We start from the raw sequence: 16984 nt of genomic DNA, 5'->3' as shown, positions 1-16984 counted from the left end.
TCTTACAAATTTCTTAACTGCTTTTCCGGTATTTTCACATACAGACATCAAAAACCCGCCGAAGAGTGCCTGTTACAGCGCCTCTCTCCGGCGGGTTCCTTATTTTATCAGCTTTTCCTGTGTCGATCAACCGTGCCGCGATTATCCCACCAGCGGATGGCTGTCTGTGATCTTCCTGATCATTGCTTTTGCCTTCTCTTCGTTGGCATCTGCATCTTTGAGCATAAGCGCAATGGCCTCTGCGATCTGATCCATATCCTCCTCATTGACACCGCGGGAAGTAACTGCCGGGCTGCCCAGACGCAGACCGCTGGTGACGAACGGAGACTGCGGGTCATTGGGGATGGTGTTCTTGTTGCAGGTGATGTTGGCACGCTCCAGAATCTTCTCTGCCTCTTTTCCGGTGAGGCCCACGCTTGTCAGGTCTACCAGCATCAGATGATTGTCTGTACCGCCGGATACGATCTTGACGCCGCGTTTCATCAGGCCGTCAGCCAGCGCTGCCGCATTCTTCTTTACCTGTACCATGTAGTCCTTATAGTCATCACTTAAAGCTTCCTTCAGGCACACGGCTTTTGCTGCGATCACGTGCATGAGCGGGCCTCCCTGGATGCCAGGGAAAATGGCCTTGTTGAAGTTGAACTTCTTGGCAGCCTCTTCGTTTGCCAGGATCATACCGCCTCTCGGTCCACGAAGGGTCTTGTGGGTGGTGGTCGTTACCACGTCCGCATACGGGAACGGGCTGGGATGAAGGCCGGTTGCCACCAGACCTGCAATGTGGGCAATGTCTACCATCAGGTATGCGCCTACTTCATCGCAGATTTCACGGAATTTCTTGAAATCAATCGTTCTGGCATAAGCACTGGCACCTGCCACAATCATCTTCGGTTTGCATTCCAGTGCAAGTTTTCTCACCTCGTCATAATCAATGAAGCCCTGATCGTTGACGCCGTAAGGAACCACATGGAAATATTTTCCGGACATGTTCACCGGACTTCCGTGAGACAGGTGTCCGCCATGGTCAAGACTCATGCCCATGAAGGTATCGCCAGGCTCCATCATGGCAAAGAAACAAGCCATATTGGCCTGGGCACCGGAATGTGGCTGTACGTTGGCATAATCACAGCCAAACAGCTTTTTGGCACGCTCGATGGCAAGTGTCTCCACCACATCCACGTTCTCACATCCGCCGTAATACCGCTTTCCCGGATATCCTTCTGCATATTTATTGGTCAGAGGGCTTCCCATGGCTGCCATCACGGCCTTGCTGACCCAGTTTTCTGACGCAATCAGCTCGATGTGGCTGTTCTGTCTCTGCAGCTCATCATCGATCGCTTTCGCTATTTCAGGATCCACTTTCTGGATTTCATCAAAACTGTACATATCCTGTCTCCTCCATTTCTTTTCCCTTCGGAAATTTGTTTTTTATTATAGCACCACGTTAATATAATAGCAAAGTATTTCTTTTCCCACTTTCTTTGATTCCTTTTCCGTAATGTGTTACTATGATGTAAGTGTCAAAAGTCTGAAATGCGATTGTGCTTGCACAAATGAGCAATTCAGACTTATTGACACGCCGAACACCGAAAACGTAATAAAATGTCGGGTATACGGCATTTTATGGGAGTTTGAGGTGGGCGAGAATTGCGCGAATTGCGCAGCAATGCAGCAATTCAAATACATCAATGAAGCCCCCACATGAGCATAAAAGTGGGATGGCAATCCCACGATATGCGAATGTGAAAGAAAGGAGTCCTTCTTATGCCGTCATTTACCCGTATTGTTTTCATTTATCTTGTCATCATCAACCTGATCGCCTTTTTGCTCATGGCCATGGACAAATCCCGGGCACGAAAGCATCAGTGGCGCATCCCGGAGAAAACGCTGTTTCTGTCGGCAATCCTGGGCGGTAGCATCGGCGCCATCGCTGGCATGTATACCTTCCATCACAAGACCAGACACTGGTATTTTGTCATCGGTATGCCTGCCATTCTGATCCTGCAGGTGGTTTTAGCAGTGTGGATTTGCAGCCGTTCTTAGCCCGCAGGACTTTCTGGCGTTAGTTTTCGGATTTTCTTTCTGCGCTGAACCACTCTTGTGATATTTCGTCTATCCCACCGCAGTGCGTCTACATTTTACTTCGGGCAACGTATAACATATACCCTCCAGCTTGTTACATCCCTGTGGCGCATTTCCTGTTTCACAGCAAATCGTTTCTGATAAGCAATTTTCTACCATACAAAAAGCTCCCGCATCGTCAGGCATCATCCCCAACTTTGCGGAAGCTTTTTCTTACCCCGTTTTTTCAACAGGTTTTCTTTCTTTTTCTGAGATTATTCTTCTGTCTTTTTCTCGTCCTGTTTTTTCTCGATGACAGCGATATCCAACTCTGCCAGCTGCTTCGGATCTACCACATCCGGCGCACCGGACATGAGGCAGGAAGCGTCCTTCACCTTAGGGAAGGCGATGACCTCACGGATGGAATCCTCTTTTGCCATGAGCATGATGAGACGATCCAGGCCGTAAGCCAGTCCTGCATGCGGCGGAACTCCATATTTGAAGGCATCCAGAAGGAAACCGAACTGGTTCTGCGCCTGCTCCTTGGTGAAGCCCAGCACCTCGAACATCTTGGACTGGATGTCGTTCTGATGGATTCGGATGCTGCCGCCGCCGATCTCGGTACCGTTGAGGGTGATGTCGTAAGCTTTTGCACGGACAGCGCCCGGATCGGTGTCGATCTTGTCCAGATCCTCTTCCATGGGCATGGTAAACGGATGGTGCATGGCAACGAAACGGTTCTGCTCCTCTGACCACTCCAGCAGCGGGAACTCGGTGATCCACAGGAACTTGTACTCGTCCTTGTGCAGCAGTCCCAGGTTTTTGGCGATCTCCAGACGCAGCGCACCCAGCACATCCCATACAACTTTGTTCTTGTCTGCGGCAAACAGAAGCAGATCGCCCGGCTTTCCGTCCATGGCTGCCACCAAGGCATGCAGCTCTTCCTCGGTCATGAATTTGGCAAAGGAGGATTTGTAGCTGCCGTCCTCGTTGATGCACAGGTATGCAAGGCCCTTGGCACCATAGGTTTTTGCAAACTCTACCAGGGCGTCGATCTTCTTTCTCGGCATGCTGCCCTGTCCCTCGGCGTTGATGCCGCGCACAGTGCCGCCGTTGGCCAGCGCACCGGTGAATACGCCGAAGCCGCAGTCTTTTACAATATCAGATACATTTTTCAGTTCCATGCCAAAACGGGTGTCCGGCTTGTCGGAACCGAAACGGTCCATGGCTTCCTGCCAGGTCATCCGCGGGATGGGAAGCTGCACGTCCACACCAATGGCCTCCTTGAAGATCCGGGCCAGCAGACGCTCATTGACATCAATGACATCATCAATGTCCACGAAAGACAGCTCCATATCGATCTGGGTAAATTCCGGCTGACGGTCCGCACGCAGATCCTCGTCACGGAAGCATTTGGCCAGCTGGAAGTAACGGTCATAACCGGAGCACATCAAAAGCTGCTTGAACAGCTGGGGAGACTGGGGCAGTGCATAGAAACTACCCGGATGCACACGGCTCGGTACCAGATAGTCTCTGGCTCCCTCGGGGGTGCTCTTAATCAGGATGGGGGTCTCGATCTCCAGGAATCCCTCGTCTGCCAGGAATTTCCGAACCTCGGTTGCCACCTTGCTCCGCAGCATCAGGTTGCGCTGCAGGTTCGGACGGCGCAGATCCAGGTAACGGTATTTCAGACGTAGCTCGTCCTTGGTCTGAATGTTCTCCTCGATGGGGAACGGCGGTGTCTCGGACTCGGACAGGATCCGCAGCTCGTGGGCCTGCACCTCGATATCACCGGTTGCCAGATTTTCATTTACCGCACCGGCACGGGCGATGACCTTACCGGTAACAGCAACCACGAACTCACTTCTTAAAGTAGCTGCCTTCTCCATTCCGGCCTCGGATACATCGTTGCTGTCAAATACAATCTGTAAAATACCGGAGCGATCCCGCAGATCGATGAAAATCAGGTTTCCCAGATTTCTTCTCTTCTGCACCCATCCCATGACGGTAACGATCTCGCCGATATTTGCTTTCGACACTTCTGTACATCTGTGGCTTCTCTTCATGCCACGCATGGACTCTGCCATTTCTCTTCCTCCTCATTATATATTATGATGCCAGGGCCAAAAAGTCTAAGCCCACATGAGCTTGCTCATAAGTGGGTGAAAGGCCTTGAGGCCCGCCCCGATATGAGTATAAAAGTGGGATAGCAATCCCACGATATGCGAATAACGGCAAGGATTGTGGGAGTGCATAGCATGGAACAATCCGTAGGCATCAAAGCCGGGGGCTTTTGACCTCAACATCATATTATCAAAATATCAGAACAACCCTGCAATTTTATCCAACGCCACTTCCACCTGCTCGCCGGTTTCCATGTCTTTTACGTGGGCCAGATTATTTTCCAGCTCCTCGCTGCCGATGATGACGGTCTTCTTTGCGCCGATCTTGTTGGCATATTTCATCTGGGCCTTGACGCTGCGATCCATGTAATCGGTCTCCACAATGACACCGTGGCTGCGGATCTCATTGACCAGCTTGTATGCCCGGGCCTTGGCATCTTTTCCAAGGATGCCCACATACAGTGCCACCGGATCCTGGGGCGGCAGCTCCACGCCTTCCCGTTCCAGAAAATATAAAATACGCTCGATGCCCATGCCGAAACCAACGGAAGGGATGTCCTGCTTCTCGTCGATCTCGTGGATCAGGCCGTCGTACCGGCCGCCGCCGCACAGGGTAAAGCCATCCTCGTTGACGAACTCAAACACGGTCTTCGTATAGTAATCCAGGCCGCGCACGATACCGGTATCGATCTCGTAGGGAATATTCAGCTCGTTTAACAGGCTCTGCAGCTCCTCGAAGTGCTCCCGGCACTCGTCATCCAGATAGTCAATGGTCCTAGGGGCATCTGCCACAATGGCCTTGCACGTCTCCACCTTACAGTCAATGACACGTAACGGGTTCTTCTGCATCCGCTCCCGACAGGTGGGACACAGAGACTCCTCATGCTTTTTCAGGTAAGCCAGCAGTGCCTCGTTGTACGTCTTCCGGCAGTTTTTGCAGCCGATGCTGTTGATGTGCAGCTTGGCATCTTTCAGGCCCAGTTTTTTGATGAGGGTGGTCACCAGCGTGATCAGCTCCACCTCGGCCAGGGGACTCTTGGATCCCACAAACTCCACGCCGAACTGGTGGTGCTGACGAAGTCTTCCGCTCTGGGGCTTCTCATAACGGAACGCCTGGGTCACATAATATAACTTGGTGGGCGCCGGCTGGGCATACATGTTGTGCTCCAGATAAGCACGCATGACGCCTGAGGTTCCCTCCGGTTTCAGCGTAATGCTCCGGTCGCCTTTGTCTTTGAAGGTGTACATCTCCTTCTGTACCACATCGGTGGTCTCGCCCACACCGCGCTGAAACAGCACCGTGTGCTCAAACATCGGTGTGATGATCTCTGTCATATTGTAGGTTTTCGCCAGATCCCGGGCAATCTTCTCCACCACTGCCCGCTTGTGCATGTTTTCGCCGTACCAGTCCTGTACGCCTCTGGGTGCCTGTGTAATCATTCCTCTTCCTCCTGTATATGCAGCTTCGTGTTCAGCAGGTCCGCTGTCCCCGCCTCATGGGCGATCCGCTGGAATGCCAGAAAAATGCCCATATCGAAGTTTTTGATCTCTTCTATCATCAGTTCCATTGCCGTGTCCGCGGAAAATGCGCTGCGGTACCGCCGGTCCGAGGTCAGCGCCGCAAAGACGTCACAGACCCGCAGGATCCGCGCCATATACGGGATGTCCTCCCCCGCCAGATTATCGGGATAGCCGCTGCCGTCGTAGTTCTCATGATGGTAGCGCACCGCCTCCAGGATCGGTTCCTCATAACCCTTTTCTTTCAGGATATCATAGCTCAGACGGGAATGGGTGCGGACATATTTCATTTTCTCCACATTCAGTTCGATCTGAGCATTGCCGTACAGATAGCTGGACAGCCTGCATTTTCCAATGTCGTGCAGAAGGCCCGCCACCGCCAGCTGGTACTGCTCCTCTTCTGAAAGGCCCAGCTCCCGGCCCAGCCGTCTGGCCAGACAGCTCACCGTCATGCCGTGGGCAAGCTCCCGTTCCAGGTCATCCATGGCCACCTGTTCCTGGGAAAGCGCACCCGAAACCGGATTTTTTTCAAAAAACTGCCGCTTCCGGTCGATCATTTCCCCGATCCGGTCAATATACTGCTCCACGTTTTTCACATTTTCCACCCGCTCAATGCGGTTCTCGCTGTGGATCACCGCCTTGGTGGAAGCACCGGCGCCGCAGGCCACGATGGTCTGCTTTTCTTCCATAATCAGTATATTGTAAATCCCGGCTTTGTCAACCTTTGCGTAGCCCACATTTTCATAATTTCCGGCCATATTTTTCTGCCGGTACAGATAATAGGGCTTCAGACCCATGTCCGCCGCATAAGAGGAAGCGATATCCATCATGCACCCCATCTCTTCTGCGCTCACCGGCTCGTACTTTTCTTTTTCCAGATTCAGCCGTGCCGCCCGCTTCAGCGCCAGGGAATGGAGCGTCACACTGTCCGGGGAAAGCTTTCGGATCTCTTCCATGGTGCTCCGCACATCCGCTGCAGTCTCTCCGGGCAGCCCCAGGATCAGATCCATGTTGATGTTGTCAAATCTCAGCCCCCGGGCCAGATGGAAGGCTTCCTTTGTCTGCTCCACCGTGTGTTTTCTGCCGATGAGATCCAGCGTCTTCTGCTGCATCGTCTGGGGATTGATGGAAATCCGCGTCACCCGGTGCCGTTTCATGGCCAGCAGCCGATCCTCGGTGATACTGTCTGGCCGTCCGGCCTCCACCGTCAGTTCTTTCAGATATTCATAGGAAAAACTGTCCTCCAGCTTGTACAGCAGCCGGTCCAGCTGCTCCGCCGTCAGCGTTGTCGGCGTACCGCCCCCCACATAGATGGTATTCAGCCGCTTGCCGACAAAAATCTCCGCCACCGCATCGATCTCCTGAAACATGGCTGCCAGATACTGCTCTGCCAGATGTCCGAATTTTTCATAAGGATAAGAAGAAAAGGAACAGTACAGACAGATGGACGGACAGAAGGGAATGCCCACGTACAGGCTGTAGCCGTCCTCATAGTCGATGGCCCGCAGCACATGCCGCTCCCTCCTGGCAATGTCGATGGCCAGGTCGATCTTCTCGTCACTGGCGTAATACGTCTGCTGCATCTGCTGGGCGATTTCTTCCTCGCCGATGCCGGCTTCCAGCAGCACCATGGGAATGCGCACAGGACGGATGCCCGTTAAAGTGCCCCAGGGCAGCTCCCTGCCGGTCCGGGCAGAAAGCGCCTGGTAGAGCATCCGCTTCATGGCGCTTTTGCGCTCCTTGCGGGGCTCCTGCCGGTCACTCCAAGTGTCTCTGATTTCCAGCACACGCACCGGACAGGCTCCTTCTTCTGCCATCTGTACATCACTTCCCGGCAGCTTCACCTGGATGCCATCCACCTGTTCATCCACCGTCACGGTGAACTGCTCTCCCGGATAGAAGGCCTTCACCAGCTCATATATATCATTTTTAAATTCTTCTTTGCCGATCAGAATTTCTATCATATCTTCATCTTTCTCATGTAACCTTAAAGACGGCCGCGCTCCCGGAGCATTCATCTGCTCCCGTCCGCGGCCGTTCTCTTCTGGCTTTCCGTTACAGGAACGGGTTGTTTTCTTTCTCGTATAAAATATCCGTGGAACCCTCGTGTCCCGGATAAGCTTTCGTTTCGTCCGGCAGTACCATCAGTTTTTCTTTGATGGAACGGATCAGCCTGGACATGCTGCCGGTGGGAAAATCCGTTCTTCCCACGGAACCGTTGAACAGCGTATCGCCGCAGAACACGATGCCCTCATCCGCGATATAATAACAGCAGCCGCCTGCCGTATGGCCGGGCGTAAACAATACCTGGATGGAAAAGCCCGCCAGATCCAGCATCTGTCCGTCCTTCACAAATTCATCTGCTTTCAGCGTATAATTCATGCCGATCATGGTCGTCAGGTTCTTTCTCGGATCCTCCAGCACTTCCTGCTCCTTCTCATGGGCAATGACCGAAATGCCGTAAGCCTTCCGCAGCTCATCTGCAGCCATCATATGGTCATAATGGCCGTGGGTCAGCAGGATCGCCACAGGCTTCAATCCTTTGGCATCCAGATGCTGCTTCAGCGCCGGAGCGTTGTCCGCAGGGTCGATGATGATGGTCTCTTTTGTCTGTGTATTGATGAGAAAATAGCAGTTGGTCCACACGGAACCACAGACCAGTTTCTCTACCTTCGCTTTTCCCATATTTCCTCCTAACCGGTGGTACGCTCGATATCGATCACGCTTTCTACCTGTCTGATTTTATCAATGATGGAATTCAGCTCCGACACCCCGCCGATCTCAAAGGACATGGATATCGTTGCCGTTCCCTGCTTGCTCGTCCGCACGTTCATGGCGGTCACATCAATGCCCCGCTCTGTCATGATCTTGGAAATATCTACCAGGAGGCCCATACGGTTGTTGCCGTAAATCTTGATCTCCGCCTCATATTTCTCTCCGGTGTTCTCATTGTCCGGCTGCTGCCATTCCGCCTCGATGAGCCGTGCCCGCTCTTCTGCCGGCAGATGGATGATGTTCACGCAGTCTGTCCGGTGAATGGAAACGCCCCGGCCTCTCGTCACGAAGCCCACGATCTCGTCCCCGGGCACCGGGCTGCAGCATTTGGAAAAACGCACCGCCACGTCGTCGATGCCCCGCACCACGATGCCGCTCTTAGATTTGACAATGTGAAGCTTCTCTTTGTCCTTGTTGGCCTCCCCCTGCCGCCTCCAGCACCTTGGCGTCGGTGATCTTCTTCTTGTGATCCCGCTGGTATTCATCCAGCATCCGGTTCACGACCTGGCCCTCCTTCAGGCCGCCGTGTCCCACCGCCGCCAGCACGGAATCCCAGTCCCGGAACCCGTATCTGCGCTGGACGGATTCCATATACTCAGGCTTGCGGATCTCGGAATAGTTGATACCCTTGGTCTTGCAGTACTGGTTGATCACCTCACGGCCCTTGACGATATTTTCTTCCTTGAACTCACTCTTGAACCACTGGTTGATCTTCGTCTTGGCCTGGGTGCTCTTCACGATGGAGAGCCAGTCCCGGCTGGGGCCCTTGGAGTTCTGGGAGGTGATGACCTCCACCCGGTCACCGTTCTGGATCTGGTAATCGATGTTCACCAGCTTGCCGTTGACCCGGGCACCCACCATCTTATTGCCCACGGCGCTGTGGATGCTGTACGCAAAGTCAATGGGTGTGGAACCCTTGGGCAGATTCTTCACATCGCCTGCAGGCGTGAAGCAGTAAATATTCTCTGCAAATAAATCCAGATCATTCTTTAACAGGGAAATGAATTCCCGGTTGTCCGACATGTCCCGCTGCCACTCCAGGATCTGGCGCAGCCAGTTTAATTTTTCCTCCTCCTGATCGGCAGAAGGCTTCTTGCCGTCGGAGGCTTCCTTATATTTCCAGTGGGCTGCGATACCGTATTCCGCCGTCTTGTGCATCTCAAAGGTCCGGATCTGGATCTCGAAGGGCTGGCCGTTGGGGCCGATCAGCGTGGTGTGCAGCGACTGGTACATGTTCTGCTTGGGCATGGCGATGTAATCCTTGAACCGGCCCGGAATGGGCTTATACATCTCATGGATCACACCCAGGGCTGCATAACAGTCCTTCACCGTGTCCACCAGGATCCGAACAGCAAACAGATCGTAAATCTGATCCAGCGTCTTATCCTGGTTCACCATTTTTTTATAAATACTGAAAAAGTGCTTGACTCTTCCGTCTACCTTGGCCTTGATGCCCGCATTGGAAATATGGGCGCTGACCTCTTTCACGATCCGGCTGACAAAGGCCTCCCGCTCGCTCTTCTTCACGGCGATCTTTTTCACCAGATCATAGTAGACCTCCGGCTCCAAATATTTTAAGGAAAGGTCATCCAGCTCTACCTTGACCTTGGAAATACCGAGACGCTGGGCGATGGGTGCATAAATGTCCATGGTCTCTCTGGCCTTTTCCTTCTGTTTCTCCGGGGTCATATATTTGAGGGTACGCATATTGTGCAGGCGGTCCGCCAGCTTGATCAGGATGACACGGATATCCTTGGCCATGGCCAGGAACATTTTTCTTAAGTTTTCTGCCTGTACCTCCACCTTGTCATGGGAGTAGGACAGCTGACCCAGCTTAGTCACACCGTCCACCAGAAGCTCCACCTCTGCGCCGAATTCCTGCCGGATCTCCTCGCTGGTCATCACCGTATCCTCCACCACATCGTGGAGAAGACCGGCAACGATCGTCTCCTTATCCAGCTCCAGGTCCGCCAGAATGATGGCAACACAAAGTGGATGAATGATATAAGGCTCACCGGACTTGCGCACCTGTCCCTTGTGGGCGTTGTACGCAATGTTGTACGCCTTCTCAATCATCGAAATGTCCGCGGATGGATGATATTTTCTCACACTGGCGATCAGCTCCTGGTAGAGCTGCTCCGGGCTCGTAAAATCCTCCATCGTCTTCACTGCCCCGTCGATCTTCGCATTGCCCGGATCTTCCAGGTTCCGGTTTAATTCCTGTAACTGATTCTCCATATCTGCACCTTCTCTATCGCTCTGAACCGTCATACACAAAACCGTCCTATTTTATCCTGCTTTACTTGCCTTCATAGCGGATCACGGAAGCCACGTCGTAGCCCGCAAGCCGCTCTCTTCCCTTCAGTCCTGCCAGTTCCATGAGGAAGATCACCTTCACGACCTGGCCGCCCAGTGCTTCCACCATGGCGATGCTTGCCTCAATCGTTCCGCCGGTGGCGATCAGGTCATCCACAATGACCACCTTCTGGCCGGGCTTGATGGAATCCTTATGCATCTCCACCGTTGCGGTGCCGTACTCCAGATCATAGGTTCTGGAAATGGTCTCGCAGGGAAGCTTTCCCTTCTTGCGCACCGGCACAAACGGCTTGTGCAGATTGTATGCGATGGGTACACCGAAAATAAAGCCGCGGGACTCAGTTCCCACGATCACGTCAAAATCCAGTCCGTCCAGCAGTTCCTGCATGGAATCAATGGCCAGTGCCAGTCCATCCGCATCCTGAAGGATGGATGTTACATCTCTGAAAATAATTCCTTTTTCCGGAAAATCCGGTATGCTTCTTACATATTCTTCCAGTTTTTTCATCTGAAATCGCCACCTCGGTATATTGTAATTTGTCATCGGTTTCGTCCGCAGACCATCACTGTCTGCGAATATTCGTCAACAGTATAACACTTTTTCCTGTTTATATCAAACCGTTTTCCGCAGTCAGATGCATTTTCCGACAGGAAGCTCCCCATCACCGGTAATTTTTCACCACGATCTGGATGTTTTTTTCTCCCCGGTACGTGTGGATCTCGGGATAATAGACCACAGAAAGCCGCACCGCATTCTTCCGGCCCAGATACATCTTCTCCGCCTCCACGTCGCCGAACTTCTGCCGGACGTAGGCGTCAAATGCCGCCGGGTCTGCAAAGGATACCGCATCCACAAGAAGCGGGCTGAAGGGACTTCGCAGGGACAGGCGCAGGACATTCCGGTTTTTCCCCAACACCCGGGCACTGCACACCTCCACATCCTTCTGGGCAAACTGGGGCTTCTCGTTGGCTTTGCCGAAGGGCTCCAGATAAGACAGCTCCGTGATCTGCTGCTCCGTCACATACTCAAAGGGCATGGCCACATCGATGGCCACTTTGGGGATAAAATCCTCTGCCGTCAGCCGCGCGTTGGCATTCAATGCTCGACGGAAATCATCCACTGCCGCCTCCTGCATGCTCAGGCCCGCCGCCATGGGATGTCCGCCGAATTTATCCAGATACTGCCGGCATTTCACCAGTTCCTCATACATGGAATACTGCTCGATAGATCGGCCGGAGCCCTTGATCCCATCCTCCGCCCGGATCAGCACAAAGGCGGGCCTGTGGTACGCCTCCCGGATCTTCCCGGCAATGATGCCTGCCAGACTCTCATGGCAGCTGTAGAGCGGCACCACCAGCACCGCATCGTTTTTCAGATCGCTCCGGGCAATGAGTGCTTTGGCCTCTTCCGTGCCCCGAAGAGTCATGTCCTTGCGCGCATCGTTGAGCTCTTTCAGCTCCTGGGCCAGCTGGACTGCTTTTTCCGGATCCTCCGTGAGAAAAAGCTCCAGCGAGCGTCTGGCCGTGTCCAGTCGTCCCGCCGCATTGATGCACGGCCCCAGCACAAAGCCCACATGGTAGGCGCTCACCGCCGCCGGATCCACGCCGCATGCCTGCATCAGCGCCTGCAGCCCCGGATTATCTGCAAAGGCCAGCGCCCGCAGACCGTATTTCACCAGAATCCGGTTTTCTCCCTGGAGATCCACCACATCACCCACTGTGGCGATGGCCGCAAAGGGAAGAAACTCCTGCTCATTTCTGGCAGCCCCTTCCGCTTCCCCAAAGGCGTGGGCATACAAAAGATGCATGAGCTGGTAGGCCACCCCGGCGCCACAGAGCACCTTGAAGGGATAGGCGCAGTCCGCCTGTTTCGGGTTCACCACCGCGTCCGCCGCGCTCTGTAAAAACACCCGCCTGCCGTCCGGCTGATCCGCAAAGGGCACATCGTGATGGTCTGTCACGATCACCGTCATGCCGAAATCCTTTGCCAGGGCAATCTCCGGGATGGCGGAAATGCCATTGTCACACGTCACAATCGTGTCGATGCCGTCCGCCGCTGCCTTGCGGATGATGGACTCGTTGATGCCGTAGCCATCTTTGATGCGGTCCGGGATCTGCACATCCACCACCGCCCCCAGCTGCCGGAAGCCCTTGAGCAAAATGTAGGAGGAACACACGCCGTCGATGTCATAGTCCCCCACGATCCGCATGAGCCGTTTTTCCCGGATCTTCTCCTCGATGAGGGCCGCCGCCTTCTCCATATCCTTCATGAGACGGGGATCCGAAAGATCCTTCGTCGTGCCGTGCAGGTACGCGTCGATGGCCGCATCCCCCACAATATCCCGATTGCGGATGAGGCGCGCCGTCACCGGGGAAATGCCAAACCGGTCCGCGATCCCCTGAAAATCCGCCCGCTTGGCTGTTACAAACCATTTTTCTTCTGTCATACTGATCTCTCCTGTAAAAGGCATTGTAACATAAGTTTCGGGATACTTGCAAATACAGAGAAAAAGAGACCATCCTTTCCGGCCCTTTCACCAGGAAACAATAGTCTCTTCTCCCCTTCAGATGATACCTGTGAATTGCTTCGTGCTCCGCACTCTCACAATTCACACATCCATTCGCATATCGCGGGATTACCATCCCGCTTTTATGCTCATGTCTGGGCGAGTCCCAAGGTCTTTCATCCACTTGTGAGCAAGCTCCCGTGGATGCAGACCTTTGTCCTCTGGTATCATATAAAGAATTCATTTTCTTTTCTTGCGGTAAAGTTCTCCACCAGCATTTCCTTGTGGGAAAGGAAGGCCGGATCTTCAAAATATTTGGCGCCCGCCGGACACTTCCGCACGCAGGCCTGGCATTTGATGCACACACCGGATACGGTCACACAGTCTGCCTCGATGGAGCCCATGGGACAAGCACCTGCGCAGATCCCGCATTTGCTGCATTTTTCCATATCCGTCAGAGGTTTTGCTTTCAGGAACTTGGCAGGCTGACCGTCCCGTCCCAGGGGCGTATAGTAAGGGGCCCACCGGGCTGTTGCCGGGCACCTGTACAATGGTCTCTGCGGTTCCCGCCGTGATCCGCTCTGCCGCCTGCTTGGCAAACGCACCGATGGCTTCCAGATCCTCTGCGTTCGGCCTTCCCGTGGCCAGGCGACTGTCAAAGGAGTGCTCTGACGGGATGGCTGCTGCCGCAAAGGGCACAAAACCGTTGTTCACCAGCTCATCCCGCAGCTCCGTCAGACCGTCGCCAAAGCTCCGGTTGCCGTAGGAACAGGCAATGACCGCCTTCGTGTGATCCCCTTTAAAAAGCTCCTGCACACAGGGCAGCATCTTGTTGGGCAGACGACCTGCGTACACTGGCATCACAAACACCACCACGTCCTCCGGACCAAAGGTGTATACCTGCTCTCTCGCTCCCGGCAGGGTAAAATCTACCGTCGCCCGCTCTGCCTGCAGCACCTCCGCCATGGATGCTGCGATCCGCTCTGCAATTTTTCCCGCGTTGCCGCAGGGGCTGAAATATACAGCCGTTACTCTCTTAGTTTCCATATAAAATCCCCCTTCTTCATCTCACGAACCCACACTATCGTGCTCTACTGCCTGCTATCGCAGGCGGAACCTTCGATGTGTTTCGCAACTTGATCCATCTCGCAAACCCGCACTATCATTATAGCATACATCCCCGGCCTGGAACAGTCTTTTACACCATTCCCGCCGGGGACGCACGTTTTCTCTATTTTTCTGTTACAGTTCACTCGTATGCTCTTGTAGCCAGATTCCATGCTTGCATGAAAATCTGGCTGCATGAACATACGAAGGGAGCGCCCGGTAATGAGCAAAAATGAGCTGCGAAGCAGCGGAAAGCATCAAAGATGCGATTTTGCGAATGGCGCGTGTGAACTGTAACTATTTTCTATTTCCCGCAGGCCATTTACGCCTTCTTCGCGCCTGCTTTTTCCTGCTTTTTCTTCATCACAAACCAGAGAGCACCGGTGATGCATACGGAAGAGTATGCGCCGCACACGATACCGACGATCAGCGGCAGAGCAAACTCCCGGACGGAAGTCACGCCCAGAATGTACAGCACGACCACGGTGATCAGGGTGGTGAAGGAGGTGTAGATGGATCTGGTCAGCGTCTGGGTGATGCTGCGGTTGACAAGCTCCTCCAGCTCGTCTTTCTTCTTCATAGCTGCCAGATTCTCACGGATCCGGTCGAAGATGACGATGGTGGCGTTGATGGAATATCCCACAATGGTCAGCATGCAGGCAATGAACGTGTTGCCCACAGAGATCCGTGCCACCGCGTAGAAGGTGAGTACCACCAGCACGTCATGTACCAGCGCAGCCACGGCACTGGTGGCAAAACGGATATCCTTGAAACGGAACCAGATGTATAACAGCATACCGATGGTGGCAATGATCACAGCAATGACCGCATCGGATTTCATCTCAGAGCTGACGGTGGAGCTGATGTTCTCGGAGGTGATCTTGGATTCATCCACGGAGAATGCATCCACCAGCGCGTCGTTGAGGGACTGGCGCTCCTCTACGGACAGGCTTCTCGTCTTCACCACAATTTCATTGGTGCCGGTAACCTTCTGGATCTGTACATCCCCATCTCCGGTCACGCCTTCTACTACGGGCTTCACCTGACTGTCGATCTCGTCAATGGTCATGTCATCCTGCATGGTGACAGTGGTGGAAGTACCACCCTTGAACTCCAGGCTGTAGTTCAGGATATCGCCGCCCTGGGATCTGTGGATGCCCATGGAAATAAAACCGATGATGATGACTGCCAGGGAAGCGGTAAAGAATACCTTCCGTTTTCCCAGGAAGTTGATGGTCTTGCGCTCCTTCTGCACACCGAAGAACTTCACGTCCTTGCAGCCCAGTGCAATGAATGCGTTCAGGATCAGACGGGTGACCACCAGAGCCGTAAACATGGAAAGCACGATACCAAGTCCCAGTGTCTGGGCAAATCCCTTGACGCTTCCGGTACCCTTGATGCCCAGCACCAGTGCTGCGATCAGCGTGGTGATGTTGCCGTCCACGATGGCGGACAGGGCTTTCTGGAAACCGATCTTGGTGGCGGATTTCACCGTCTTGCCGGTGGCCAGTTCCTCCCGGATCCGGGCAAAAATGATGACGTTGGCGTCCACGGCCATACCGATGGAAAGAATGATACCTGCGATGCCCGGCAAGGTCAGTGTCAGATCAAAGGCATTGATCAGTGCCAGCATGAGCTCGGTATACACAACCAGCGCCAGGCTGGCTGCCAGACCGGGAATCCGGTATACGATACACATAAAGATAAACACACAGATCAGACCGATGATACCGGCTTTGACGCTGGTGGAAATAGCGGTCTGTCCCAGCTGGGCACCTACGGTCTTGGACTGCAGCTCGCTCAGCTCTACGGAAAGGGCACCGATGCGGATGGTGGAAGCCAGATTGTCTGCTGCCTCAAAGGACTCCAGATGGGTGATATACGCTTCGCCGCCGGTGATGGCACTCTGTACGGTAGGTGCGCTGATCACTTCACCGTCGTAGACGATAGGCAGGCGCTTGCCGATATTTGCTTCGGTGACCTCGGCAAACTTCTTGGCACCCTCGTCGGTCAGTGTCAGCTGTACCACATAATCCTTGCTGCCTGTGGTGCTGTTGGACTGGGTACCGGCCTCTGCCGTCTTGATATCCGTTCCCGCAAGGATGGTCTCCCCGTCCTCATTCTGGAATTCCAGGGAACCCGGTTTGCCCAGCTCCTCCAGGATCTTGTTGGCGTCTGATACGCCCGGGATCTCAATGTTGATCCGGTCAGAGCCCTCCTGATATACAAGCGCCTCTGTGCTGTAGCCTTCCACACGCTTCTGCAGCTTGTACACCGTATCCTTCATCTGCTCCTTGGTCGGATCTCCTTCGGCTTCATAGGTGATGCTCACACCGCCGGCCAGGTCCAGGCCCAGCTTGATATTCTTCGCTGCGCCGCTGCCGGTGCTGTCCACCCCGTTGATGCAGGTGAAGCCCAGTGCACCGATGACAAGCACGGTCAGGAGCATCACGATCACGCCTCTGCTCTTCTTCATCTTTTCGCTTACTTCCTTTCTTCTATCTTTCTGTCCTTATCTTTCCTTCTGCCGCGGGCCTGGCCAAAATCCCTGCGCCCGGACAGACATTTATGATCAGCTGC

Annotated in this window: 10 protein-coding genes and 1 pseudogene; 1 reads left to right on the top strand and 10 read right to left on the bottom strand. The window is 53.9% G+C overall.

Annotated elements, in window-relative coordinates; genetic code table 11:
• Window positions 1–141: 141 nt before the first annotated feature.
• A complete protein-coding gene (gene glyA, locus RJD28_05665; protein ID WNV58984.1) occupies window positions 142–1383 on the bottom strand; it encodes a serine hydroxymethyltransferase in 1242 nt (413 codons plus the stop codon).
• A gap of 378 nt (window positions 1384–1761) precedes the next feature.
• Here glyA and RJD28_05660 point away from each other — a divergent pair, with 378 nt between their 5' ends.
• Window positions 1762–2040, top strand: coding sequence for a DUF1294 domain-containing protein (locus tag RJD28_05660; GenBank protein ID WNV58983.1), 279 nt, complete (start codon window positions 1762–1764; stop codon window positions 2038–2040).
• A gap of 293 nt (window positions 2041–2333) precedes the next feature.
• Here RJD28_05660 and aspS read toward each other — a convergent pair whose 3' ends face one another.
• The 9 genes and pseudogenes from aspS to secD form a co-directional block, all read right to left on the bottom strand.
• Window positions 2334–4145, bottom strand: a complete 1812-nt coding sequence (aspS, locus tag RJD28_05655) for an aspartate--tRNA ligase (protein WNV58982.1) — start codon at window positions 4143–4145, stop codon at window positions 2334–2336.
• A 234-nt stretch (window positions 4146–4379) separates the two neighbouring features.
• Window positions 4380–5621 carry a histidine--tRNA ligase gene (gene hisS, locus RJD28_05650; protein ID WNV58981.1) on the bottom strand — a complete coding sequence of 414 codons (1242 nt, stop codon included), beginning with the start codon at window positions 5619–5621 and terminating at the stop codon, window positions 4380–4382.
• Window positions 5618–7663 carry a coproporphyrinogen dehydrogenase HemZ gene (gene hemZ / locus RJD28_05645; protein ID WNV58980.1) on the bottom strand — a complete coding sequence of 682 codons (2046 nt, stop codon included), beginning with the start codon at window positions 7661–7663 and terminating at the stop codon, window positions 5618–5620. The genes hisS and hemZ overlap by 4 nt, the downstream gene beginning before the upstream one ends.
• Window positions 7664–7754: 91 nt before the next feature.
• Window positions 7755–8384: an MBL fold metallo-hydrolase gene (locus RJD28_05640; GenBank protein ID WNV58979.1), complete on the bottom strand. Its 630-nt coding sequence runs from the start codon at window positions 8382–8384 to the stop codon at window positions 7755–7757.
• An 8-nt stretch (window positions 8385–8392) separates the two neighbouring features.
• A pseudogene (locus RJD28_05635) lies at window positions 8393–10634 on the bottom strand (bifunctional (p)ppGpp synthetase/guanosine-3',5'-bis(diphosphate) 3'-pyrophosphohydrolase).
• A gap of 139 nt (window positions 10635–10773) precedes the next feature.
• The gene (locus RJD28_05630) at window positions 10774–11298 is read right to left on the bottom strand and encodes an adenine phosphoribosyltransferase (protein WNV58978.1); all 525 of its coding nucleotides are present in this window, start codon (window positions 11296–11298) and stop codon (window positions 10774–10776) included.
• Window positions 11299–11452: 154 nt separating this feature from the next.
• Window positions 11453–13237, bottom strand: a complete 1785-nt coding sequence (gene recJ / locus RJD28_05625; protein ID WNV58977.1) for a single-stranded-DNA-specific exonuclease RecJ — start codon at window positions 13235–13237, stop codon at window positions 11453–11455.
• 287 nt (window positions 13238–13524) lie between these two features.
• On the bottom strand, window positions 13525–13746 hold the full coding sequence (locus RJD28_05620) for a 4Fe-4S binding protein (protein ID WNV58976.1): 222 nt from the start codon (window positions 13744–13746) through the stop codon (window positions 13525–13527).
• A gap of 980 nt (window positions 13747–14726) precedes the next feature.
• The gene (gene secD / locus RJD28_05615) at window positions 14727–16880 is read right to left on the bottom strand and encodes a protein translocase subunit SecD (protein WNV58975.1); all 2154 of its coding nucleotides are present in this window, start codon (window positions 16878–16880) and stop codon (window positions 14727–14729) included.
• Window positions 16881–16984 lie beyond the last annotated feature (104 nt).

It is taken from the genome of Oscillospiraceae bacterium NTUH-002-81, assembly GCA_032620915.1.
Classification (GTDB): domain Bacteria; phylum Bacillota; class Clostridia; order Lachnospirales; family Lachnospiraceae; genus JAGTTR01.
The sequence above is the reverse complement of the archived record's forward strand: the minus strand, read 5'-3'. Positions and strand labels throughout refer to the sequence as shown.